This window comes from Stenotrophomonas sp. YJH_SMC_130 (assembly GCF_059369035.1).
The window spans coordinates 541,803-566,170 of sequence record NZ_JCAFSH010000001.1 but is presented as its reverse complement, the minus strand read 5'-3'; the positions used below and the strand labels follow the sequence as shown (position 1 = coordinate 566,170).

Here is a 24,368-nt window from a genome sequence, read left to right as displayed (position 1 = left end):
CCCAGGCCGCCGTCCAAGCCGTCCGGGCGATGTGCTGGCTGGGCATCCTGGCCGCACTGCTGGCCGTGCCGCTGGTCGCGCACGACCGTCGCTGGCTGCTCGACAGCGTCCACGATGCCGCTGCCGCTGCTGCACACGGCAACGCTCTGTTCCTGCACTTCTGCCTGGGGCTGGCTGCGATCGTCGCGCTGCTTGTGCTGTGCCTGCTGTTCCTGCGCCATCTGCTGCGGCTGCTGAAATCGGCGGCGCGCGAAAGGCCGTTCACCCACGCCAATGCGCAGCGACTGCAACGGATGGCGTGGCTGATGCTGGCGATGGAGCTGCTGTCGATCCTGATCGGCGCCTACGCGGCCTGGATGGGCCCGGACTTCACCTGGATGGAGGTGGGCGGCGGCATGTCGATCACCGGGCTGGTGGCGGTGATGATGCTGTTCGTGCTGGCACGCGTCTTCGCCGTGGGCGCGGCGATGCGCGATGACCTCGACGGTGTCATCTGATGGCAATCGTCATCACCCTGGACCGCGTGCTGCAGGAACGGGGCATGACCCTGTCCGAGCTGGCCGGGCGCATTGACATCACCCTGGCGAACCTGTCGATCCTGAAGACCGGCAAGGCGCGCGCCATCCGCTTTTCCACGCTGGATGCGATCTGCCGGGAGCTGCAATGCACGCCTGGCGACCTGCTCGGGTACGACCCGTCGCACACGCAGGACGCAGACTGAGTGTTTGTTCTTCTCCCTTACCTACTGACGAAACGGACCTGAAATGGAATGGTTGGCTGACCCCTCGATATGGATGGGCCTTGCAACCCTGGTCGTGCTTGAGATCGTGCTCGGCATCGACAACCTGGTGTTCATCGCGATCCTTGCCGACAAGCTTCCGCCACACCAGCGCGACCGCGCGCGGGTGATCGGCCTGGCACTGGCCCTGCTGATGCGGCTGGTGCTGCTGGCGGCGCTGGCCTGGATCATGAAACTGACCGAGCCGCTGCTTACGCTGTTCGAGCACAGCTTTTCCGGGCGTGACCTGATCCTGCTGGGCGGTGGCCTGTTCCTGCTGTTCAAGGGCACCATGGAGCTGCACGAACGGCTGGAAGGCCGCGCGCACCACGAAGATGGCAAGAAGGTCTACGCCAGCTTCGCCATGGTGGTGGCGCAGATCGTGGTGCTCGATGCGGTGTTCTCGCTGGATTCGGTGATCACCGCGGTCGGCATGGTCGACAACCTGGGCGTGATGTATGCCGCCGTGACCATCGCGATGGCGCTGATGTTGCTGGCGAGCAAGCCGTTGACCCGCTTCGTCAACAAGCATCCCACCGTGGTGGTGCTGTGCCTGGGCTTCCTGCTGATGATCGGTTTCAGCCTGGTGGCCGAGGGCCTGGGCTACAAGATCCCGAAGGGCTACCTGTACGCGGCGATCGCCTTCTCGATCCTGGTGGAAGCCTTCAACCAGTGGGTGCGTTTCAACCGTGAGCGCAACGAGCGTCGCCAGCCGTTCCGGCAGCGCACCGCTGATGCGGTGCTGCGCATGCTCGGCGCGCGCCCGGCCAATGGCCACGACGATGAAGGCCTGGACGCGCAGGTGGACGCCGAAGAGCGCCTGCAGCCGGCCGAACACGAAATGATCCGCAGCGTGCTGGGCCTGGCCGACCGGCCGGTGTCGAGCGTAATGACCGTGCGCGCCGATGTGCAGTGGATCGACCTGGCGCGTGGGCAGGAGGACGTCGTGGCGCGCCTGGTGGCGTCGCCGCACACCCGCCTGCTGGTGGGTGAGGGTGACCTGGACAGCCTGCGTGGCGTGGTGCAGAGCCGCGATCTGCTGGCCGACCTGCTGCAGGGCAGGCCGCTGCAGCTGGAAGGCAACCTGCGCGAGCCGCAGTACGTGCTGTCCAGCGCCAGTGCGCTGCAGGCGCTGGAACTGATCCGCCAGCATCCGGTACCGCTGGCAGTGGCGGTGGATGAGTACGGCAGCGTGGAGGGCCTGGTGACCGCCAACGATCTGCTGGCGGCGATTGCCGGCGATCTGGTCGATACCCAGGACGAGCGCTATGGCGTGGTCGCGCAGGGCGAGGAGCAGTGGGAGGCCGACGGTGCACTGACTCTGGACGACCTGCAGCGGCTGACCGGCGTATCGCTGCCACGCAGTGCCGACTACATGACCATCTCCGGGCTGGTGCTCGAGCAGCTGGGCCGGCTGCCGGACATCGGCGATGCGGTGGAGGTGGCGGGCGTGCGCATCACCGTGCTGGCGATGGAAAAACGCCGTATCGCCCGCCTGCGGGTGCAGCGCCTGGGCCATCCGTAGAGTCGGGCCTGCTCTACTGGCTTTCTGTAGAGTCGAGCCGTGCTCGACTGCGTCCCGAGCAGCCGAGCGCAGGCTCGGCTCTACACAACATCTCCCGCAACCTTCACCATGGCGGGCTCGTTTCCCCTTCTGGATGGTTGCAGTGCTGAGTACGATCGGTTTGTTGATGGGCCTGTATGTGGCCTGGCGCCTGTTCTGGCCACTGCGCATGTCCACTTGGCTGAAGGTCGTGCTGTCGCTGCTGCTGGTGGGCGTAGCCGTGCAGCTGCGTATCGTCGCCACCTTCTGGGGCACCATGGCGTCGCCGGAAATCCCGAAGCTGGCCATCGCCACGCTGGCCACCGGCTCCACGGCGGTGTTGCTGTTGGCGTTGCTGATGCTGGCGATGGATGTGGGCCTGCTCGCGTCCCGCCTGCTGCGCTGGCCACGTGCGGTAGCCGCATTGCGCACGCGGCGCTTGCGGCCGGCGGCCGGCGTGCTGGCCCTGCTGGTCAGTGGTTATGGTGTCAGCCAGGGCATGGCAGTGCCCCAGCCCCGGCAGATCGAGGTGAGCGTTGCCGGGCTGCCAGCGGCGTTCGACGGCTATCGCGTGCTGCAGCTGACCGACATCCATGCCAGCCGCCTGCTGACCGGCGACTGGGTGCGCAGGGTGGTGGATGAGAGCAACGCATTGGCGCCGGATCTGATCGTGATCACCGGCGATCTGATCGACGGCAGTGTGGAGGCCCGTCGTGACGACGCGCGTCCTCTGGCTGATCTGCGGGCGCCGGACGGTGTCGTCGCCATTACCGGCAACCACGAGTATTACGCGCAGTACCAGGCATGGATGCAGGCGTTCCGTGCGCTGCACATGCAGGTGCTGGAGAACAGCCACCTGCAGGTACGACGCGGTGATGCAGCGCTGACCATTGCCGGGGTCACCGATCCGGTGGCCGCACGCTACGGCCTGCCGCTGCCGGATCTGGACGCCGCCTTGGCCGGCGCCGATCCCTCTGCGCCGGTGATCCTGCTTGACCACCGCCCGCGCAACGCGCGAGAGGCGGCGGCGCGCGGCGTGAAGCTGCAATTGTCCGGGCACACTCACGGTGGGCAGATCATCGGCATGGACCAACTGGTGAGGCGGGCCAATGGTGGCTTCGTCTCCGGCCGCTACGACGTGGACGGGATGACCCTTTACGTGAGCAATGGTGCGGGTCTCTGGGCCGGTTTCCCGGCACGCATCGGCGTGCCGTCGGAGATCACCCTGGTGACATTGCGCCGCGCGCCGTGACCTGAAGTGGGGCAGATCCCGTTCCCGCAGGGAAAGGGAACTGACCCCTGACAAACCACATGGAAGGCACGAAGGCCCATCCCCGTGCCCTGATGGAACGCCTGATCCGAGCCAATGCGGATGAGATCAACCGGTTGCCGCGGGCCATCCGGGAGAGTGCTGCGTTGCGCTGGCGTGACCCGGAACGCAAGCTGCTGCACACCCAGGCCTGCGCGGCGTTCCACCAGCACTACGAACGGCTCGCGTTTCCGGGTGGCTACGCCAACGCACTGAAGCAACTTGCCGAACACGATCCCGATACGCTGGATGTTGCGCTGGCTACGGGACGCTGGAAACAGGCGTGGATCAGCAGCAGTTCTGCCTCGACGGTGCGCTGCTGGTCTACCGCGCGTTCGAGCAAGGACGCTTCTGCTTCGGCTTTGACGGTGAGCGCTTCAGCGGCCATGAAGCCCAGTACATGCAGGCAGCCGATAGCCGATGACCGGTATTTCACCCCGTCCATGCCACGCTGCGCCGAACCTGCCCAACCGGGATCGAGGCTGTTGAAGGCGAATACGCAATGACTGTGGCGCGACAGCGCTCGATGTGGGTGGCCGGCCTGTCCACGGTGGTGGAGTGGTACGACTTCACCCTGTACCTGTACTTCGCCACGGTGCTGTCGCGGGTGTTCTTCGGCGGTGGCGAGCAGGCGCTGCTGGTCACCTTGGCCGGATTCGCCGTGTCCTACCTTATGCGTCCGCTGGGCGCGCTGTGCTTTGGTCACCTGGGTGACCGGCTCGGCCGGCGATGGATGTTGCTTGCGTCGATGGCGTTGATGGCAGCGGCAATGCTGGCCACCGCGCTGCTGCCGACCGCGGCCACCGCAGGCGCCACGGCCGGCGTGCTGCTGCTGGTGCTGCGCTGCGTGATGGCGTTCTCGGTGGGCGGCGAATATACCGGCGTGGTGGCGTACCTGCTGGAAAGCGCACCGGCGCGCCGACGCGGCCTGGTTACGTCGTTGGCTTCGGCGGCCAGCGAAGTGGGCGCACTGCTGGCGGTGGCGATCTCTGCACTTACCGTCGCGCTGCTGCCCACACCGCAGCTGGACAGCTGGGGCTGGCGGATTCCGTTCCTCGTCGGCGCTGCGCTTGCGCAGGTGATCCTGATTGCGCGTTCGGGCATGCACGAGTCGCCGGAGTTCGAGCGCCAGCGCCGCGAAGGCAGCATTCCCGCCACACCGCTGCGGCATGTGCTGCAGCATCATCCGTTGGCGGTGGCGCGCACGTTCGCGATTTCGGCGCTGGGATCGATCACCTACTACGTGGGCATCACCTATGTGCCTGCATTCCTGCACGCGCAGGGCCACGATGAGGGTGACGCACTGTGGCTGTCGACGATCGCGGCGGTGGCAGTGATTGCGATCACGCCCCTGTGTGGCGCATTGTCGGACCGGGTCGGACGACGGCCGGTGTTGTTGGGCCTGACCGTGCTGGCAGCGCTGCTGCCGCTGTCCCTGTTTGCGTGGATGGCACAGGCGACGGCGCTGGGCATCGTGCTGGCTGCGGTGCTGCTGGCCTGCGTGGCCGGCGGTGTAAGCGCGGTGGCCGCCCCGGCCACGGCTGAGCAGTTCCCAGGCGAAGGCCGGGTCAGCGGTCTCGCACTGGGGGTAACCATGGCCACTGCCTTCTTCGGCGGCGCAACGCCGTGGCTGGCGCAATGGTGGGTGGAGCGCAGCGGCTGGGCGGCGGCGCCGGGCGCGATGATCGCACTGGTGGCGGTGCTGGTGCTGCCGGTGCTGTGGACCCTGCCCGAGACGGTCCCGGGCAGGGCCAAGCGCTAGACGGTCAGACCTTCAGGGTCTGCTCGATGTCGGCCAGTACCGCGGCCGCATCCACACCGATGGCAATCGACTGCACCACGTGGCCGTCCCACACGCTGGGGCCGAATGCCAGGCCTTCCGGCTTGGGAATGGTCATGCCGCGGGCAACGCCGTCGGTGGCCACACGCACGCTGGCGCGCTCGAACTGGAACAGTTCCGGGCGGGTCAGCGCGATGCATGCGCAGCAGTCGTGCACGACCATGCCCTTGTGGCCGGCCTGCAGGTAGAAGTCGACGTAATCCTGCGACAGCGCACGGACCAGCTCGGCGTCGGCACCGCCGATGGCGGCCAGCTTATCCAGGCCGTCACGGTCCATTTCCACGCGGGTGGTCACGTCCAGGCCGATCGCGGTGACCGGCCAGCTGGCGGTGAACACCACGTCGGCCGCTTCGGCATCGCCCCAGATGTTGGCCTCGGCGGCCGGGGTGATGTTGCCGTTGACGTGGAAGGCGCCGCCCATGATCACCACGCCGCGTACCAGGCCGGCGATGTCCGGGGCCTGCTGCAGGGCCAGGGCCAGGTTGGTCATGCGGCCGACCGCGACCAGAGTCACTTCGCCCGGATGGGCGCGGACCAGATCGATGATCAGCTGATGGGCCGGGCGGGCATCGGCGGTCACGTCCAGGCTGGCCGGCACCGGGTGGTTGCCCAGGCCGTTGTGGCCGTGGATGTGCACCGGCCAGGCTTCCGGGGTGGCTTCCGGCTGCAGCGGGCCATCGGCACCGCGCGCGACCGGGGCGGCGAAGCCCCAGGCCTGCTTCAGGTACAGCGCGTTGTGCGTGGTCGACTCCACCGAGGCATTGCCGAAGGTGGTGGTGACACCGATCAGGTCGATCTGGGCGTGCTTGTGCAGGTACAGCAGGGCCAGGGCGTCGTCGACGCCCGGGTCGGTATCGAAAATGACTTTCAGCATGTTGTTGTTCTTCTTCTTCCGTGTGGTGCGAGGGGCGCCGGCGGCCTGGAAGCAGGCCGGCGCGCCCTGCATTGTCCCATCTTCATGACGGGCAGGGCGAACCGGGGCGCCGGTGGGGGCATATCATCGCCTTCAAGGTAGGGTATCGACTCGAACCGTTTGAGAGCTGTCCTGCCAGACTCCGAACCATCTTCATCGATGACGAGCCTGTGCCACTTTGCATTGCCGACACCTACTATGCAGAGAACGGCAGCACTTCCGTATTTGAAGAGCGCACCTGGCTCATTGGCAGGAGGTGTCTCCTTGGTGGAAACAATTGCAGAGAGTTTCAGGAAAATAGCGATGAAATATCAACTAACAGAAGGACAGCTCAATGGTCCAGCTCAACTTTCGGCCATTGATAGCCTGCCAGAAGAATTGAGAACGGCACTCCCTAAGAGCTACCTTGAATTCCTTAAGACTCACGACGGTGGCGAAGGATTCATCGGCGATAACTACATCATTTTTTGGAGGGCAGAAGAGCTGGTTGATTTCAATCGTGAATATGAAGTCGAGACGGATGCGCCCGGTATATTTTTGTTCGGCTCCAGCGGGGGAGGAGAAGCGTATGGATTCGATATGTGGGATGTCGCTATGCCGGTAGTAATGATTCCTTTTATAGGCATGGATCGTCAATACGCCATCTTGGTAGCGGCCGACCTTCCGGATTTATTTGCGCAATTGGCAGAGCGAGAATGATTGGCCTGGATAAGCACGCACGCCCTAAAGGCATGGAGCTGTTCGAGCTTAGACCCGTTATCGTTGGTGGTGATCCGGTCAGCCCTGAGAACAAAGCCTGGTTGACGAGAGAGCAGCATTTTGAGGCTGTGCGCTACTGGAATAGGATTGTCAGAAGTCTGCGTGATGGGCCGAAGTAGATGGAGATAGAAAGGTGTAGAAGGAGTAGGTCGGGAGCGGTCAGCTGCTATATAAGACACCTTGAATTGCTAAGCGAACCGGAGGATGTCCGGCTCGCGCAAGATGGTTTGTAGAATTCCTGCAGGTCTGACTAAAATGCCTGGTCAACATTTATCGATAGCCTCGCAGAATATTTATTCGAACGGAAATTCGATGGAAAAGCCGCGCTGCAACCAATGGATCAGTCGCGGTAGGTATGCCCCCCTGCTCAAGGAGCTGCTCCATGCTGGTGGTAACCCTGGTCCTGGTCGCCCTGGTATTGGGCTTGAACGTCGTCGCCACCTTCGTGGTGCTGGGGCGCGAAGAGGTGTCGGCGGGCGGTCGCACGGTGCAGCTGCTGCTGGTCTGGCTGCTGCCGCTGGTCGGCGCCATCCTGTGCCTGGCGGTGGCCACGGCCGATGGCTCGGGCAGCCGGGGGGATGGCGGCGCAAGCTACGACAGCTCAGGTGGCTACTCAGGTGACAGCCACAGCCATCACAGCCACAGCAGCTCCGACTGCAGCAGTGATGGCGGTGGGGGGGACGGCGGCAGCTGCGGCGATTGAGGTCTCTGTAGCGTCGAGCCATGCTCGACTGCCCTTCGTTCCAAAGCCGCGACGCCTGATCGAGAAGCAGTCGAGCATGGCTCGACGCTACAAGGTGCCGGGCACAGCCCGGCAACCCCTGCCTGCCTCAGAACTTCCAGCGCAGGCTGGCCGACACGAAGCGCGGCTCGCCGAAGTTGTTGTAGTCCAGGTTGGCCCAGTAGGTCTTGTCCAGCGCGTTGCGCACGCTCAGCGTCGCGGTCCAGTTGTCGCTGATGCGGTAGTTGGCGTTGAACTGCACCAGCGAATACGCCGGCTGGTTCACCGTCACCGTGCCGCCCAGCGGGTAGGCGATGTTGTAGCCCTGCACCTTGCTCTGCCACTGCAGGCCACCGCCGATGCTCAGGCGTTCCAGCGCACCGCGCAGCTGCAGTTGCGTGTTGAGCTGCAGCAGGTCCTTGGGCGGGTTGGCGTACAGCAGGTCGGTGGCGGCGCGGATGACCTTGACGTGGGTGTAGCCGGCATTGACCGTCCAGCCCGGCAGGATTTCGCCGTTGATATCCATCTCCCAGCCACGCGCCTTGGTGCCGTTGACGCCGATGTAGGCCGAGCTGCCGTCGCTAAGCGAACCCTCCGGCACGCCCATGTCACGCACCGCGTAGTTGTCCTGCTTGGCCTCGAACACAGCGGCATTTGCGGTCAGGCGGCCATCGAACCACTGCGTCTTGAGGCCCGCTTCCAGGTTCGAGCCCTGCACCGGCGCCAGCAGGTTCTCGTTGCGGTCCTTGTAGTTCTGCGGATTGAAGATCTCGGTGTAGCTGGCATAGGCCGACACGTTTGGGGTGATCTCGTAGACCAGGCCCACGTACGGAGTGACTTCATCACTCACCTTGTACGCACCGCTGGTGCCGGTATAGGCGCCGGCGGCGTTGTAGGAGCGGGTGAGGGTTTCCCAGCGGCTCAGGCGTGCACCGGCGATCAGCGACAGCGGATCGGCCAGGTGCAGGCGGGTGGCCAGATAGACGCCACTCTGCGTGGTCTTGGCCACGCGGCGCGCGCCGGTGCGGCGGTAGGTCACCTCGGAGATGTCGCCGTTCCAGCTGTATACGTTGGGGATGTAGTAGCAGCGCTCGCGTGCACCCGTGGCGCTGACACACGTTGCCCAGTCGCCCGGGAAGTTCAGCGCCACGGTGTTCGTGGTCCCTTCCAGGTCCGACCACTGCGCGCCAACGGTGAGGTCGTGCTCGCGGCCGAACAGGTCGAAGCTGCCGGACAGGTAGGCATCGACATTGCGGCGGGTGTCCTTGGAATCACCGGCGGCGGCACGCAGGTAGATGCCCGAGCCGGTCACCGGGTCTGGGTTGCCGGTGCCGTACAGGCGCACGTTCTGCACGTTGCCACGGGTGTAGGCGGTGTTGATCTTCAGCAGCCAGTTGTCGCCGAAGCGCTGTTCCAGGTTGGCGAACGCGGTGTTGCTCTCGCGCTTCCAGTAGCTCCACTTCGGCGACAGGTTGGTCGAACGCGGCAGGTGGGCGAAGTTGCCCTGGTTGTCGAAGAACGGCACCGTGCCCCAGGTGGAGCCGGTCGGGTTGTTGTCCTGGGTCTGGTAGCCGAGGGCGAGCGTGGTGCTGTCGGTGACATCGCCTTCCAGCACCGCCATGCCGGCCATCTTGTTCTCGTCGTAACGGTCGTAGTACAGCCCGCGGTCGGTGTAGGCGGCGACCACGCGGCTGCGGAAGCGGCCGTCGGCGGTCAGCGGCGCGGTGACGTCGGCTTCCATCCGGCGGTAGTCCCAGCTGCCGGCACTGACCGCGAACGACGCGTCGAATTCCTTGCCGGGGCGCTTGCGCAGCAGGTTGACCGTGGCCGACGGCACGCCGGCGCCGCTGAGCAGGCCGTTGGCACCGCGGATCACTTCGATGCGGTCGTAGAAGGCGGTGTCGTATTCCTGGTTGGTGGAGCCGCTGTAGGTGGGAATGCCGTCGACCTGGAAGTCGGTGATGGCGAAGCCACGCGCGTAGTACAGCGGGCGCTGCGTGTCATAGAAGGACACGCTGACGCCGGTCACGTTGCGCATCACATCGTTGATGCTGAACAGTGATTCGTCCTGCAGGCGCTGCAGGCTGATCGCGGTGGCCGACTGCGGGGTTTCCTGCAGCGTGATCGGCAGGCGGGTGGTGCTGGATGGCGGAGCGGACTGCTCGGCACGCACACTGACACGGTCCAGGGTCTTGGCGTCGGCAGCGCCATCTGTGGCGGCGAACACGCTGGGCGCGGCCAGCAGGGTCAACGACGAAAGCAGGGCAGCCGGCAGCAGCGCGCGGCGGGGCAGGCGGTTACGGAGAGGCGTGGACATGGTGGGCTCGAAGCTTGGAAACGGGGGAAGGGCGGCAACAGTCGTCCAGCACCCGGGGCGGCGGCTTCGGGCACGGTCAGGTCCGTCTGCTAAGGCGCGAGGTCACTGCGCGGGGTGCAAATGTAAATAATTCTTAACAACATTACAATTCGCGTCATCGTGCATCGGCTTTCCGGCACCAGGCATCGCCTTCTGTAGAGCCGAGCCCATGCTCGGCTGCTTTTGGCTGGAGCCGAGCATGGGCTCGGCTCTACAGCAGGGAGCCGCCCCAAAAACGAACGGCCACCCGAAGGTGGCCGTCCGTCTGCATCGAAGGAAGGCGCGGGCTTACAGCGCCTGCAGTTCCTCGTTGGCGTTGCGCTTTTCCTTGACCGGAGCCGGAATTGCGGCCGGTGCAGGCACCGCCGCGTTGGCATCCACCGGCACTTCCAGGTACGGCAGGTGCAGGGTCTGGCTGGTCAGCGTACGGATCTCGTTCACCAGCGCGGGGCTGTCGTTGAGCTTGCGCCCATACGACGGCACGATCTCGCGCAGGCGGGTTTCCCAGCCGGCCTTCATCTGCTCCGGGAAGGCCTTGGCCATCAGGTCCAGCATGATCGGCGGCGAGGTCGACGCACCCGGCGAGGCGCCGAGCAGGGCGGCGAGGGTGTGGTCCTTGTCGGTCACGATCTCGGTACCGAACTGCAGCACCGGGCCCTTCAGCGGGTCACGCTTGATGATCTGCACGCGCTGGCCGGCGGTCACCAGCTTCCAGTCACCCGGCTTGGCATTGGGGAAGTACTTGACCAGTTCGGCCTGGCGGTCGGCATCGTTCAGGCGCGCCTGGCCCATCAGGTACTGCACCAGGTCCAGGTTGTCCTTGCCCACTTCCAGCATCGGGCCAACGTTGTTGTGGGTCACCGAGGAATACAGGTCCCACCACGAGCCGTGCTTGAGGAACTTGGTGCTGTACAGCGCGAACGGCCCGAACAGGACCACCGGCTTGCCATCCAGCTTGCGCGCGTCCAGATGCGGCACCGACATCGGCGGCGAACCGGTTTCGGCCATGCCGTAGGCTTTCACGCCATGGCGCGAGGTCACGTCCTGGCCCTGGAAGGCGAGGAACTGGCCACCGACCGGGAAGCCGGCATAGTCCTTCGACTCCGGAATGCCGGACATCTGCAGCAGCTTCAGCGCGGCGCCGCCGGCACCGATGAAGACGAAGCGGGTGTGGGTGGTGGTTTCGGTGCCGGCCTTGAGATCCTTCACCGTCACGTTCCAGCTCTTGTCGGCGTTCTGCCGCAGCGCGGTCACTTCATGGTTCAGGTGCAGGCTGAAGTTCGGGTTGCGCTGCAGGCCGGCGGTCAGCTGGCGGGTGATCACGCCGAAATTGACGTCGGTGCCCAGCGGCATCCAGGTCGCGGCCACCTTCTGCTTCGGGTCGCGGCCTTCCATCAGCAGCGGCGCCCACTGCTTGATCTGTGCCGGATCTTCCGAGTACTGCATGCCGTAGAACAGCGGGTTCTTCACCAGCGCCTGCTGGCGCTTGTGCAGGTAGGCGATGTTGTCATCGCCCCAGACGAAGCTCATGTGCGGCGTCGGGTTGATGAAGTCGCTGGGCTGGCTCAGCCGGCCTTGCTTGACCTGGTGCGACCAGAACTGGCGCGAGACCTCGAACGATTCGGCGATGCCGACCGCGCGCTTGGTCTCGATGCTGCCATCGGGCAGTTCCGGGGTGTAGTTCAGTTCGGCGAACGCCGAATGGCCGGTGCCGGCGTTGTTCCAGCCGTCGGAGCTTTCACCGGCGACGCCGTCGAGGCGTTCGTAGACCTGGATGTTCCAGTCCGGCTGCAGTTCCTGCAGGTAGGTGGCCAGGGTAATGCTCATGATGCCGGCGCCGACCAGCACAACATCGACGGGCTTGTCGTTGCTGGCGGCGGGCACCGAGCGCTGGGTCAGCGGCCAGTACAGGAACAGCGCGGCGGCCAGCAACAGCAGCACGAGCAGGGCGAGAAGAGCCTTGCCAAATTTCTTCATGGGGGCGGGATCGTTGGCGGAGGGGAAGGGGTCAGGATGCGCGTGGGGCAGGGAAAGGGCGTGAAGAAACAACGCCTTGCAACATCCTGGCGCGATTCTAACCGGTTCCGGTCCTTTTTTGATGCAACGCAGCATCCGACCTTTCGCGGCCCCGTCACCCATAGCGCCAGGTCATGCCTGGCGACGCCTTCAATCAGACCAGCTCCAGAATCTCGTCTCCGGCGTCGTCGATCTCGCCGGTCGGGCGCCAGCCCAGGCGGCGGTAGAAGCCGTGCGAGCGCGATCGCGGGTCGGCCGAGCAGGCCAGGAACAGCCGCCGGTGGCCGGCATCGCGGGTCAGGCTCACCACGTCCTGCAGCAGTTGGCGGCCGATGCCGCGGCCTTCGTAGTCCGGCAGCAGGGCCAGCACCAGCACCTCGCCGCTGTCGCGGTCGGCGAAGCAGTAACCGGCCATGCGCTCGCCCTCCCAGGCGACGCGGCCGATCGAATCGCCTTGGGCGATGCCGGCCGCCCAGCTGTCCTCGGTGATGCCCAGTTCCGCCAGTTGGGCGGCACTGAAGGCGTTCTCGCGGGTGCGCCCGCGCAGGTCGATGCAGGCGGCGGCATCTTCGGGGCGCGCATCGCGGACGAATACAGGCATGCAGGGCATCCTTGCAGTGATCGGCCGACCAGTATCCGCATCACGCATGGACCCGGTGTGGAGGTTTCGTGGAGATTGGATGGAGCAAAAAAGGGGACGGAGGGGATTAAGTCGTCTTTGCCCGATATGTCGTTTGGGTCTTGAACGACTTAATCCCCTCCGTCCCCTTTTCAGCGCTTGCGCCGGACCAGCGCGGAGGAGGCATCCAGCACCGCGCGGGTCAGCAGGGCCATGGTCTGCACGTCGCCCTTCCAATGCTGCCAGTACAGCGGCACGTCTTCCCACGCGCGCTGGCGCACGTAGACCAGGCGGCCCGCGTCCAGGTGGCGCTTGACCAGCGGCAGCGGGTTCATGGTCCAGCCCAGTCCGCCGAGGTTGGCCTGCACGAAGGCCCGGGTGGAGGGAATCCACCAGGTCGGTGCGGTGCTGGGCAGGTCGTCGCCGGCCATGCGTCGGGCGAAGCGCGACTGCATTTCGTCCTTGCGGTTGAACACCAGCACCGGGGCTTGCGCCAGCGCCTGCGCGGTCACGCCCTTGGCGAAGTGGCGTTCGCGGAATTCGGGGGTGCAGGTCGCTGCATAGCGGATGCTGCCCAGCGCATGGATCTGGCAGCCCTGCACCGGCTCGTCCAGGGTGGTCACTGCGCCCAGCACCGTGCCCTGGCGCAGCAGCTCCACCGTGTGGTCCTGGTCTTCCACACGCAGGTCCAAGGTGGTGCCGGTGCTCTGCGCGAACTGGTGGGCCGCCTGCGGAAACCAGGTTTCCAGGCTGTCGTGGTTCACCGCCACCGGGATGCTGGCCTGGGGCAGATCCTCATCGGCCAGGCCCATCCGGTGCAGCGCATCGTGTTCGAGCAGGGCGGTCTGCTCGGCCAGCTGCACCAGCAGCTGCCCCTCGGCGGTGGCGGTGGCCGGCGTGCCGCGCTTGACCAGCAGGCGGCCGATCCGGTCCTCCAGTGCCTTGACCCGCTGCGAGATGGCCGAGGGCGTGACATTCAACGACTGTGCGGCGCGGTCGAAGCTGCCTTCGCGGATCACCGCGGCCAGGGCGCGCAGCTGGGCATGGTCGATACGCATCGAATTAAGCTCCGCTAATGTTGATTTAGGAAGTTTAGCTCGTCTTTTTCATGTTGCGGCGCGACAATGGCGCCCGTTCCGGTGCTGTCCGCCTTCGCGAGGCACCGTCCCCCCAAGCAATACAAGGCAGTGAATCCCATGTTCTCGGTCATCTCCGCCAGCACCGGCCTCGGTGCCTGGTTCTCTGGTGCAGCCACCGGCATCGGCCTGTTCGCCGTGGTCGGCGCCCAGAGCGCCTTCATTCTGCGCCAGGGCATCCTGCGCAAGCACATCGTGCCGGTGGTCGCCACCTGCGCGGCCATCGATGCCATCTTCATCTTCGCCAGCGTGGCCGGCCTGCGCACGCTCACCTCGGCGCTGCCGTGGCTGACCAGCGCCGTGCTGTGGACCGGCGTGGCCTTCCTGGCCTGGTATGCGATGAAGTCGGCACGCCGTGCGATCGCGGGTGGCGGTGGCATGGGCGAGGCTGACAGCGACGACGGCAGCCGCCGCGCGGTGCTGATGGCCGCGGTCGGCTTCTCGCTGATCAATCCGCACTTCTGGCTGGACATGATGGTGATCGGCTCGATCGCCGAGAACTTCGGCAACGCCCGCATGGCCTTCGCCGCCGGTGTGGTCACCGCCAGCTGCCTGTGGCTGACCGCGCAGGGCCTCGGGGCCCGCCTGCTGGCGCCGCTGTTCACCAAGCCCGGCACCTGGCGCGTGCTCGACGGCACCATCGCCGTGATCCTCAGCATCCTGGCCCTCATGTTGGCGGTGCGCGGGGTCCACTGACCCGGCGCACGCCCCCCGAACCCACGTCCTGACTCTCTCTCCAAGGTAGTGGCAACGACGGCACCGGCAACGGTGCCGTCGTCTTTTCCGGCTCTGGCGGGAAAGGCATGGCCCTGCCTAGAATCGGCCACCAGGACAAGGTGTCCAGAGGAGCAGGGGAAGGATGCACAAGACGATTCTGGCGGCCGCACTGGCCGTCATCGGGGGCGTTGCCGCAGGCAGCGCGGGGGCGGTGGACCTGACGCAGTACCTGCGCCGGGAGACCTTCACCGATATCAAGATCTCGCCGGGGGGCGAGTACGTGGCGGCGACGGTGCCGATGGAGGACGCCACCGCGATCGCCGTGCTGCGGTTGAAGGACAAGCAGATGGTCGGCAGTTTCCGGCCACCCAGCCGCAACCACGCGCAGGAATTCGACTGGGTCAGCAACGAGCGCCTGTTGATCGGCCTGGCCCAGAAGTGGGGCTCGCTCGACCAGCCCAATCCCACCGGCGAACTCTACGCCATCGATGCCAACGGCAATCGCGGCGAACTGCTGGTGGGCTACCGCGTGGAGAGCAACGGCCCGGGAACCCGCATCCAGCCGAAGAAGGTCGAGGCGGTCGCCGCCTTCCTGGCCGACGACCTGCCGGGCGACGAGCGCAACGTGCTGGTGACCGTATGGCCGCTGGCCGAGGATCCGTTCACCCGCGTCGATCGCATGGATGTGACCACCGGCCGCCGTGCGCGGGTGGCATCTTCGCCGGTACGGCGCGGCGAATTCACCACCGATGGCGCCGGCGAGGTCCGCTTCGTGCACGGCTCGGGCAGCGACAACATCAACAAGCTGTATTTCCGCGAACGCAGCGGCGACACCTGGAAGCTGATCAACGATGAGGCGGTCAGCAAGCGCATCGAAACCGCCCTCGGCTTCTCGGCCGATGACAGCCTGGCCTACCTCAACGTCGAGCAGGCCCAGGGCCCGGATGCGATCGTCAGCTGGAATCCGCAGACCGGCGAGCGTGCCACGCTGCTGCGCGACGAGGTGGTCAATCCGTATCGCATCATCCATCGGCCCGGCACCCACGTGCCGGTGGGCGCGCTGTATCTGGGCGATACGCCGCGTACCCGGTTCTTCGACGAGAAGTCGCCGGAGGCGCGCCTGTACCGCAGCCTGGAAGCCGCCTTCGGAGGGCCCGTCTACATCACCTCCAGCACCCGCGATGGCCGTGTCGTGCTGGTGGAAACCTGGTCGGGCTCGAACCCGGGCGATTTCTACGTGTACGACACGGTGGCGCGCAAGGCCGATCACCTGATCAGCCGCAGCGACTGGATCGACGTGGACCGTAGTGCCAGCGTGAAGCCGATTGCACTGAAGGCGCGCGACGGCCTGCCGCTGCATGGCTTCCTGACCCTGCCGGCCGGCAGCGACGGGCGCAACCTGCCGATGGTGGTGATGCCGCATGGCGGCCCGTTCGACATCTTCGATTCCGGCCAGTACGACCGCGAAACGCAGATGCTGGCCGCGGCCGGTTATGCCGTGCTGCAGGTCAACTTCCGTGGTTCGGGCAACTACGGCCGGGCGCACACCCAGGCCGGTGCGCAGCAGTGGGGCGCGGCAATGCAGGACGATGTCACCGATGCCACCCGCTGGGCAATCAGCGAAGGCATCGCCGACGGCCGTCGCATCTGCATCTACGGCGCCAGCTACGGGGCCTACTCGGCGATGATGGGTGCCGCCCGCGAACCCGGGTTGTATCAGTGCGCGGCGGGCTATGTCGGGGTCTACGACCTGCCGATGATGTACACCCGCGGCGACATCCAGGACCGGGGTTCAGGCGTGACCTATCTGCGCGAATGGCTGGGGGATCCGGCCAAGCTGGGTGCGGTGTCGCCGGTGAACCTGGCCGAACGGATCAAGGTGCCGGTGTTCCTGGCCGCCGGTGGCGAAGACAAGCGCGCGCCGATCCAGCACACCGAGCGCATGGAAGCGGCGCTCAAGCGCGCCGGCACGCCGGTGGAAAGCCTGTACTACAAGACCGAAGGCCACGGCTTCTACACCGAGGCCCATCGCAGCGAGTACTACGACAAGTTGCTGGCCTTCCTGGCGCGCAGCCTGGGTGGCAAGACCGCGACGGCCGCGCCCGCGACCGGCAAGGACAAGGCGCCCTGAGCTGACAGGGCGGCGGATGAACGTTCCGCCGCCCTGGTTTTCCGCAAGCGCGGGGTTTACTTCACCCCGTGCATCATCTTCTTCAGCAGCGGTGCGGCGATGAAGGCCGCCAGTGCGCAACCCAGGCCGATCCACATCAGCAGCCAGAACAGGTGCGCATAGGCGCCGGCTGCGGCCACCATGTCCAGCGATTCGCCTTCCGGCACCTCGATCGCGGCCAGCTTGCCGAACAGCGCGGCCAGCGTCTCCGAGAATGCGGTGGCCAGGAACCAGGTGCCCATCATCAGGCTCATCACCCGCGGCACGGCCAGCTGTGTCACTGCCGACAGGCCGACCGGCGACAGGCACATCTCGCCGCTGGCGAGCAGGAAGTAGGCCAGCACCAGCCACCACACGCTGGCCATCTCGCCCGTGGCGCCCACCTGCTGCGCCGCCAGTGCCAGCGGCAAGAACGACAGTGCGCCGATCACCAGGCCCCAGGCCGACTTCACCGGCTTGCCCGGCTCCCAGCCGCGGCGGTCCATCCACGTCCACAGCGCGGCGAAGACCGGCGCCAGCAGCACCAGGAACAGGCCGCCGAGATAGGTGAGCGAGCCGGCGGTCTGCGGGATCACCAGGCAGTCGCGCACCAGCAGCACCAGCATCAGCACGACGATGGCGGCGAAGAACGTGCGCGGTGCAGACGAGCCCGGGCGGCGCTCGGACAGCCGCGCGCTGATCACGAAGCCCAGCGGTGCCAGCAGCAGCGAGAGGATCGACCACGGCAGCGGCGTGCCGCCGGTGATCACCAGCGAGGGCACGATGTCCTTGGTCAACAGGCGGTCGGTGAAGGTCACCCACGAGCCGTAGGACTGCTCGTACATGGTGAAGAACACCAGCGCCAGGAAGATCAGAACCATCAGCGCGATCATCTGCTGGCGCTGCACCGGCGTGCATTTCGTGCCGGTGAACCAGGCGAACCAGACCAGCACGCCGCCCAGCACCACCAGCATCAGCATCAGCGCCAGGCTGATTTCTCCGCCCAGCGCGAACGCGCCGTTGCCGGCAGCCCACATCAGCCAGGCGACCGGCAGCACACCCAGCACCGCGCACAGGTAGATCAGCCATTCGCGCGGCAGTCCCAGCACCTTCTGCTTCAGCGCGGCCGGCTGCGGCGGTTCGGCATGGCCCTGCAGGTACTTCTGGCCCCACAGGAACATCGCCAGGCCGGCCAGCATGCCGATGCCGGCAGCACCGAACCCATACTTCCAGCCATAGGCCTCACCGAGGAAGCCACACACCAGCGAAGAGAACAGCGCGCCGAGGTTGATGCCGGCGTAGAACAGCGAGAAGCCCGAGTCGCGACGGGGGTCGTCCTTGGCGTACAGCTTGCCGACGATGGTGGAGATGTTCGGCTTCAGGAAGCCGACGCCCATGATGATCAGCGCCAGGGACAGGTAGGTCACCGCCAGTGCGGAGGTGTCGCGCACCACTTCGCCGTTCACCCGGTACGCGGCGTGGCCCTCGAAGGCCATGCCGAGGTGGCCGAGCACCAGCAGGATGCCGCCGAACAGCACTGCCCGGCGCATGCCCAGCCAGCGGTCGGCCAGCATGCCACCGAACACCGGGATGCAGTACACCAGGCCGCCATAGGCACCGAGCAGGTCCAGGCCGGCCTTGTCGCCGAACAGGTGGTACTTGGTCAGGTACAGCAGCAGCAGCGCCTTCATGCCGTAGAAGGAGAAGCGCTCCCACATTTCAGTGAAGAAGCAGACGTAGACGCCCTTGGGATGGCCCAGGAAATCGTCGGAAGCGATAGCGGTGGAATTCATCGCGGAATTATAGGCTTGTGGCCTGATCCGCTTTCATTAGATCCACGCCATGCGTGGATTGCCGGGCTGGCCTGGGCGATCACAGGTATCGCAACCACCGCAGATCGCGCCTTCGCGCTTTGAACCGCGCGAAGGCCCGCGTCGGCGGGTACAGCACCACCGCCAGCACACAGGCCACCAGCAGCAGGCCGGCGACCGAATCCAGCGCGTACAGGTCACCGTGTGTCGGGCCCCAGATTGCCAGCGCGCCCAGGTACAGCCCCTTCAGCACATACAGGTGCAGCAGGTAGAAGAACATCGGCGCAGCGCCGATATCGGCCAGCGGCTGCAGTGCCCGCGCCAGCGGCGGCCATTCGTACAGCCGCAGCAGCAACATTCCCACCCCCAAGGTCAGCAGCAGGAACTGCAAGGACGGCGGGTATTTGGTGACATTGAAGATGCTCAACCACGTGCGTAGCGTAGTGGTCTGGTACGACCAGGGGGCGTCCCCGTACTGGTTGGCGAACCGCAGCAATGCGAACAGGGCCAGCGCGCCGACGCCTGTCCACAGCAGCCAGCGCTGGCGCTGCTCCGGCGCGCGCTCGCGGGCGAACCAGGGCCCCATCAGATAACCCAGTGCGATCACCCCGATCCACGGCAGCACCGGATAGGAGGTACGCAGGCGCAGCGCGCCAGTCTCGATCCAGTCGCGCTGATGCAGCACTTTCCACAGCACCGCCAGCAGGCCATTGCCTTGCACCCGCATGCCGTCGAACAGGTTGTGCCCGGCCACCACCGCGATTGCCAGCATCATCAGCGCCGGGCGTGGCAGCCACAGCAGGCCGGCCAGCGCGATCATGCTCAGTCCGATGGCCCAGATCACCTGCAGGTACAGCGTGTCCGGCGGCAGCTGGAAGGTCCAGGCGAAGTTCACCAGGGTCAGTTCCAGCACCACCAGGAACAGCCCGCGCTTGAGCAGGAACGCGGCCGTGGCCCGGCGCGGATCCGCCTGGCGCTGGCCGTACAGCCAGGCCGACAGGCCGGTCAAGAGGACGAACACGGGTGCGCACAGGTGGGCCAGCAGACGGCAGGCGAACAGCGCAGGAGAGACTGTCGCTGCATCCATCGGGTCGCTCACCTGGTGCTGCAGGAAGAAGGTCTCGCGCACGTGGTCGAGCAGCATCAACAACATGACGGTGCCGCGCAGCTGGTCGATGGAGGCCAGGCGAGGGGAGGGGGAAGGGGGCATGCGATGCAGTAAGAACAAGGTAGCATTAAGATATAACATATCATTTGCGATACGCCCATCCGGACTTTGCCGGGTCGGTCGATTGCCGGGCCACGTGTTGGCCCGTTGCGCTGCAGCGCACGCCCCCATCCTTTGGCACGCTGGACTTGATCTGCCCTGAACGCTAGCGTGCAAGGGATTTTTTGCCAGCAGGGGCTTCCATGAACCACGACGCTGCGCCCAAGCAGCTCACCTTCCGCGCAGTGGCCCTGGCCATCGTGCTGGCGGTGGTGCTGTCGGCCGCCAACGCCTACCTCGGCCTGTTCGCAGGCCTGACCATCGCCACCGCCATTCCCGCCGCGGTGATTTCCATGGGCGTGCTGCGCCTGCTGGGCGGTGGCTCCATCCTTGAAAACAACATCGTGCAGACCGGCGCCTCGGCCGGTTCATCGATCGCCGCCGGTGTGATCTTCACCATCCCCGCGCTGGTGATCATGGGCTACTGGCCGGACTTCAAGTACTGGTGGGTGCTGGGCATCGCCGGCCTGGGCGGCCTGCTGGGCGTGCTGTTCTCGGTGCCGCTGCGCCGTTCGATGATCGTTGAAGACCCGCTGCCGTTCCCGGAAGGCAAGGCGGCGGCGGAAGTGCTCAAGGCCGGTGAGAACCCGGGTCCGGGCCTGAAGATCCTCGGCCTGTCGGCGGTGATCGGCGCCTTCGTCAAGCTGGCTGCGGAAAGCGGCATGCGCCTGATCCCGGACGCCTGGGCCACCTCGGCCTATGTCGGCAGCTCCAAGGTCACCGCCTTCATCGGCACCAACCTGTCGCCTGCACTGCTGGGCGTGGGCTACATCGTCGGCCTCAACGTCGGCATCGTGGTGGTGTCCGGCTCGATCCTGACCTGGCACATCGCCATTCCGATCTACCAGGCGTTCTTCATGAACACCGATCCGGCATTGGCCGCGTCGGTTGCCGCGGCTTCCTCCACCGAGGCCGCGTTCGCCATCTGGGGCGCGAAGATGCGCTACCTGGGCGTTGGTGCGATGCTGATCGGTGGCATCTGGACCCTGATCTCGCTGCGCAAGTCGCTGCTCAACGGCGTCAGGAGCGGCTTCGCCGCGGCCCGCAAGAGTGGCGGCCCGGTGCTGGCGCATACCGAGCGCGACCTGCCGATGAAGTGGATGCTGGTCGCCCTGGTGGCGTTCGTGCTGCCGCTGCTGGCCCTGTATCAGGCCATCGTCGGCCAGTGGCACGTGTCGATCCCGATGACCCTCATCATGATCGTCGCCGGCTTCCTGTTCGTCTCGGTCTCGGCCTACCTGGCCGGCCTGATCGGTTCGTCCAACAACCCGGTCTCGGGCATCACCATCTCCACCATCCTGTTCGCCTCGGCCGTGCTGGTCGTGCTGCTGGGCGCTGACGGCCTCAAGCCGGTCGGTGCCGGCGGTGCGCCGCTGGGTGCGGTGGCCGCGATCATGATCGGCGCGGTGGTGTGCTGCGCCGCTGCGGTCGGTGGTGACAACCTGCAGGACCTCAAGGCCGGTTACATCGTCGGTGCCACCCCGTGGAAGCAGCAGCTGATGCTGGGCATCGGTGCGTTCTCGTGCGCGCTGATCATGGCCCCGGTACTGAACCTGCTGGCCACTGCCTACGGCATCGGCGTGAAGTCCGAGCTGCACCCGAACGCGCTGGCTGCGCCGCAGGCCAACCTGATGGCCTCGGTGGCCAAGGGCCTGTTCGGTGGTGAACTGCCGTGGACCTTCATCGGCATCGGTGCTGTGGTCGGTGCTGCCATCATCGCCTTCGACAGCTGGCTGAAGTCGCGCAACGCGCGCTTCCGCGTGCCGGTGCTGGCCGCCGCCATCGGCATCTACCTGCCGCTGGAACTGATGGTGCCGATCTTCCTCGGCGGCCTGATCGCCCATCTGGTCGAGCGCTTCCACAAGGTGCGCGCCGATGACGAAGAAGGCCGCGACCGCGTGCACAAGCCGGGCGTGCTGTTTGCCGCCGGCCTGATCACCGGTGAGGCACTGATGGGCATCGCCATCGCGATTCCGATCGTGATCAGCAGCCGTGCCGACGTGCTGGCGGTGCCGTTCCACCTGCCGGGCGCACAGTGGATCGGCCTGGCCGTGCTGTTCCTGGTCGGCTGGCTGATCTACCGCACCGGCAAGTACGCCAAGGCGTAAGGGGCGGGCTCTGACCCTGGGTTCAACGGGTAGTGCCGGCCGCTGGCCAGCAACCACGGAACCTCCAAGGGCCTTGGTGTTGCCGGCCAGCGGCCGGCACTACCGCAAAACCCCGCTTCGGCGGGGTTTGCTGTTTCTGGCGATTGCCCGCCTGCAGCCATGACCGATGGCCTTGGCAGCCCCGGCCATGCGGGCCTACCATCGGTTTTTTGCCGTCCTGCGGAGACCCCGATGAAACTGCGTCATGCCCTGCTGCCACTGAGCCTGCTGGCCGCCCTGCCCAGCGTCGCCGCTGCCCGCGGCCTGGAAGTCCGCGACATGGTGGCCATGGACCGCGTCTCCGCGCCGGTACTGACCGCTGACGGCGGCACCGTGGTGTTCGCCAAGCGCAGCGTGGACGCCAACCTGAAGGCCTCCACGGCGCTGTTCGCGCGCAACCTGCGCACCCGCGACGCAGCGCCGCCGAAGCAGATCACCCCGGCCGGCTGGAACGTCAATTCCGCTTCGCTGTCGGCCGATGGCCAGACCGTGTATTTCCTCAGTGCCAGGAACGGCAGCCAGCAGCTGTACGCGCAGCCGATCAGCGGCGGCACCCCGCGCCAGCTGACCGACTTCCCGGTCGACGTGGACAGCTACCGTGTGTCGCCGCAGGACGACCGCGTGTTGTTCAGCGCCGGCGTGTTCCAGGCGTGCGCCTCGGACCTGGCCTGCACCGAGAAGAAGCTGAAGGAAAAGAAGGACGCCAAGGCCAGCGGCCAGGTGTGGGATTCGCTGTTCGTGCGCCATTGGGACACCTGGAACGACGGTCGCCGCAACACCCTGTTCGTCGCTCCGCTGCCGGCAGCCAAGGCCGGTGCGGTCAAGGGCGCTTCGGCGCTGAGCGCGACCATCGATGGTGATGCGCCGTCCAAGCCATTCGGCGGCAATGACGACTTCGTTTGGTCGCCGGACGGCGCCAGCGTGGTGGCCAGCATCCGCGTGGCCGGCAAGCAGGAGCCGTGGTCGACCAACTTCGACCTGTACCGCTTCGACGCCGCCGGCAAGCAGGCGCCGGTCAACCTGACGGCCTCCAACCCGGCCTGGGATGCCGGCCCGGTGTTCAGTGCCGACGGCAAGACGCTGTTCTACCGCGCGATGAAGCGCCCGGGCTTCGAGGCCGACCGCTTCGGCCTGATGGCGATGGACGTTGCCAGCGGCAAGACCCGCGAGATTGCCCCGCAGTGGGATCGTTCGGCCGGTGGCATCACCCTGTCCGCCGACGGCGCCAGCATCTACACCACTGCCGATGACCTCGGCGAACACCCGCTGTTCCAGATCGACGTGGCCAGCGGCAAGGCCACCAAGCTGATCGGCGACGGCAGCGTGACCGCGGTCGACGTGGCCGGCAAGAGCGTGGCGATCACCCGCAACAGCCTGAAGAGCAACGACCAGGTGCTGGTCGGCCTGCTGCCGGCCGCGGGCGAAGCCATCGGCGAACTGCGCGCGCTGACCCCGGCCGCAGGCGAGGTGCTGAAGGACGTGTCCTTCGGCGACTACGAGCAGTTCGAGTTCAAGGGCTGGAACAACGACACCGTGCACGGCTACGTGGTCAAGCCGCACAACTACCAGGAAGGCAAGTCCTATCCAGTGGCGTTCCTGATCCACGGCGGCCCGCAGGGCAGCTTCGGCAATGGCTGGAGCTACCGCTGGAACCCGCAGACCTACGCGGGCCAGGGCTACGCGGTGGTGATGATCGACTTCCACGGCTCCACCGGCTATGGCCAGGCATTCACCGATGCGATCAGCCAGCACTGGGGCGACCGCCCGCTGGAAGACCTGCAGAAGGGCTGGGATGCGGCGCTGAAGAAGTACGCCTTCCTCAACGGTGACAAGGCCTGCGCGCTGGGCGCCAGCTACGGCGGCTTCATGGTCAACTGGATCGCCGGCAACTGGAACGGCCCGTTCAAGTGCCTGGTCAACCACGACGGCGTGTTCGACCAGCGCATGATGGGCTACGCCACCGAAGAACTGTGGTTCACCGAGTGGGAACAGGGCGGCACGCCGTACCAGAAGGCCGCCAACTACGAGAAGTTCAACCCGGTCAACCACGTGGCGGACTGGAAGAAGCCGATCCTGGTCATCCACGGCCAGCAGGACTTCCGCATTCCGGTCGAGCAGGGCCTGGCCGCATTCACCGCCGCCCAGCGCCAGGGCATCGAATCGAAGTTCCTGTACTTCCCGGATGAAAACCACTGGGTGCTGAAGCCGAACAACAGCATCCTGTGGCATGACACCGTCAATGCCTGGCTGAAGCAGCACATCGGCAATTGATGATTGCAGCGCCGCC

At 66.1% G+C, this 24,368-nt stretch carries 19 protein-coding genes; 12 read left to right on the top strand and 7 right to left on the bottom strand.

The genetic code is table 11. The features are described from left to right. Positions 1–29: 29 nt before the first annotated feature. From AC5P5V_RS02635 to AC5P5V_RS02610, 6 genes are all read left to right on the top strand, one after another. Positions 30–497, top strand: coding sequence for a DUF2975 domain-containing protein (locus tag AC5P5V_RS02635; protein WP_134968089.1), 468 nt, complete (start codon positions 30–32; stop codon positions 495–497). Then, positions 497–721 (top strand): helix-turn-helix domain-containing protein, encoded by a 225-nt coding sequence (locus AC5P5V_RS02630; RefSeq protein WP_061479178.1) that lies wholly within the window; start codon positions 497–499, stop codon positions 719–721. Before AC5P5V_RS02635 ends, AC5P5V_RS02630 begins: the two co-directional genes overlap by 1 nt. Positions 722–764: 43 nt before the next feature. Next, a complete protein-coding gene (locus AC5P5V_RS02625) occupies positions 765–2,303 on the top strand; it encodes a TerC family protein (RefSeq protein ID WP_134968080.1) in 1,539 nt (512 codons plus the stop codon). 133 nt (positions 2,304–2,436) lie between these two features. Continuing rightward, entirely contained in the window at positions 2,437–3,573 is a 1,137-nt protein-coding gene (locus AC5P5V_RS02620; protein WP_061479176.1) for a metallophosphoesterase, read from the top strand. A gap of 59 nt (positions 3,574–3,632) precedes the next feature. Continuing rightward, positions 3,633–4,136 (top strand): hypothetical protein, encoded by a 504-nt coding sequence (locus tag AC5P5V_RS02615; RefSeq protein ID WP_231352601.1) that lies wholly within the window; start codon positions 3,633–3,635, stop codon positions 4,134–4,136. Then, a complete protein-coding gene (locus AC5P5V_RS02610) occupies positions 4,133–5,392 on the top strand; it encodes an MFS transporter (protein ID WP_134968081.1) in 1,260 nt (419 codons plus the stop codon). Before AC5P5V_RS02615 ends, AC5P5V_RS02610 begins: the two co-directional genes overlap by 4 nt. A gap of 4 nt (positions 5,393–5,396) precedes the next feature. On the opposite strand, the gene AC5P5V_RS02605 is transcribed toward AC5P5V_RS02610, so the two are convergent. Continuing rightward, complete coding sequence (locus AC5P5V_RS02605) at positions 5,397–6,344, bottom strand: nucleoside hydrolase (protein WP_134968082.1); 948 nt, start codon at positions 6,342–6,344, stop codon at positions 5,397–5,399. A 306-nt stretch (positions 6,345–6,650) separates the two neighbouring features. Here AC5P5V_RS02605 and AC5P5V_RS02600 point away from each other — a divergent pair, with 306 nt between their 5' ends. Together AC5P5V_RS02600 and AC5P5V_RS02595 are read left to right on the top strand one after the other, a co-directional pair. Then, complete coding sequence (locus tag AC5P5V_RS02600) at positions 6,651–7,082, top strand: SMI1/KNR4 family protein (RefSeq protein WP_229298514.1); 432 nt, start codon at positions 6,651–6,653, stop codon at positions 7,080–7,082. A 442-nt stretch (positions 7,083–7,524) separates the two neighbouring features. Continuing rightward, on the top strand, positions 7,525–7,845 hold the full coding sequence (locus AC5P5V_RS02595) for a hypothetical protein (protein WP_061479173.1): 321 nt from the start codon (positions 7,525–7,527) through the stop codon (positions 7,843–7,845). A gap of 127 nt (positions 7,846–7,972) precedes the next feature. Here the strand turns inward: AC5P5V_RS02595 and AC5P5V_RS02590 are convergent, their stop codons facing one another. The 4 genes from AC5P5V_RS02590 to AC5P5V_RS02575 all read right to left on the bottom strand — a co-directional run bounded on the left by AC5P5V_RS02590 (position 7,973) and on the right by AC5P5V_RS02575 (position 13,912). Continuing rightward, the gene (locus tag AC5P5V_RS02590; RefSeq protein ID WP_134968083.1) at positions 7,973–10,180 is read right to left on the bottom strand and encodes a TonB-dependent siderophore receptor; all 2,208 of its coding nucleotides are present in this window, start codon (positions 10,178–10,180) and stop codon (positions 7,973–7,975) included. Positions 10,181–10,507: 327 nt separating this feature from the next. After that, complete coding sequence (mqo, locus tag AC5P5V_RS02585; RefSeq protein ID WP_231352602.1) at positions 10,508–12,196, bottom strand: malate dehydrogenase (quinone); 1,689 nt, start codon at positions 12,194–12,196, stop codon at positions 10,508–10,510. 193 nt (positions 12,197–12,389) lie between these two features. Next, positions 12,390–12,836, bottom strand: a complete 447-nt coding sequence (locus AC5P5V_RS02580) for a GNAT family N-acetyltransferase (protein WP_019336987.1) — start codon at positions 12,834–12,836, stop codon at positions 12,390–12,392. Positions 12,837–13,006: 170 nt separating this feature from the next. Continuing rightward, entirely contained in the window at positions 13,007–13,912 is a 906-nt protein-coding gene (locus AC5P5V_RS02575) for a LysR family transcriptional regulator ArgP (protein ID WP_061480394.1), read from the bottom strand. Between the two features lie 138 nt (positions 13,913–14,050). On the opposite strand from AC5P5V_RS02575, the gene AC5P5V_RS02570 reads away from it, so the two are divergent. Together AC5P5V_RS02570 and AC5P5V_RS02565 are read left to right on the top strand one after the other, a co-directional pair. After that, positions 14,051–14,686, top strand: coding sequence for a LysE/ArgO family amino acid transporter (locus AC5P5V_RS02570; RefSeq protein ID WP_049422777.1), 636 nt, complete (start codon positions 14,051–14,053; stop codon positions 14,684–14,686). Between the two features lie 163 nt (positions 14,687–14,849). After that, the gene (locus tag AC5P5V_RS02565) at positions 14,850–16,838 is read left to right on the top strand and encodes an alpha/beta hydrolase family protein (RefSeq protein ID WP_061480393.1); all 1,989 of its coding nucleotides are present in this window, start codon (positions 14,850–14,852) and stop codon (positions 16,836–16,838) included. 56 nt (positions 16,839–16,894) lie between these two features. Here AC5P5V_RS02565 and AC5P5V_RS02560 read toward each other — a convergent pair whose 3' ends face one another. Together AC5P5V_RS02560 and AC5P5V_RS02555 are read right to left on the bottom strand one after the other, a co-directional pair. Then, complete coding sequence (locus AC5P5V_RS02560; protein WP_231352603.1) at positions 16,895–18,649, bottom strand: peptide MFS transporter; 1,755 nt, start codon at positions 18,647–18,649, stop codon at positions 16,895–16,897. Between the two features lie 79 nt (positions 18,650–18,728). Then, positions 18,729–19,877 carry an acetyltransferase domain-containing protein gene (locus AC5P5V_RS02555; protein WP_134968084.1) on the bottom strand — a complete coding sequence of 383 codons (1,149 nt, stop codon included), beginning with the start codon at positions 19,875–19,877 and terminating at the stop codon, positions 18,729–18,731. 200 nt (positions 19,878–20,077) lie between these two features. Between AC5P5V_RS02555 and AC5P5V_RS02550 the strand changes: the two genes are divergently transcribed. Together AC5P5V_RS02550 and AC5P5V_RS02545 are read left to right on the top strand one after the other, a co-directional pair. After that, positions 20,078–22,042 (top strand): OPT family oligopeptide transporter, encoded by a 1,965-nt coding sequence (locus AC5P5V_RS02550; protein WP_134968085.1) that lies wholly within the window; start codon positions 20,078–20,080, stop codon positions 22,040–22,042. A gap of 231 nt (positions 22,043–22,273) precedes the next feature. Next, positions 22,274–24,352: an alpha/beta hydrolase family protein gene (locus AC5P5V_RS02545; protein WP_134968086.1), complete on the top strand. Its 2,079-nt coding sequence runs from the start codon at positions 22,274–22,276 to the stop codon at positions 24,350–24,352. Positions 24,353–24,368: the final 16 nt, after the last annotated feature.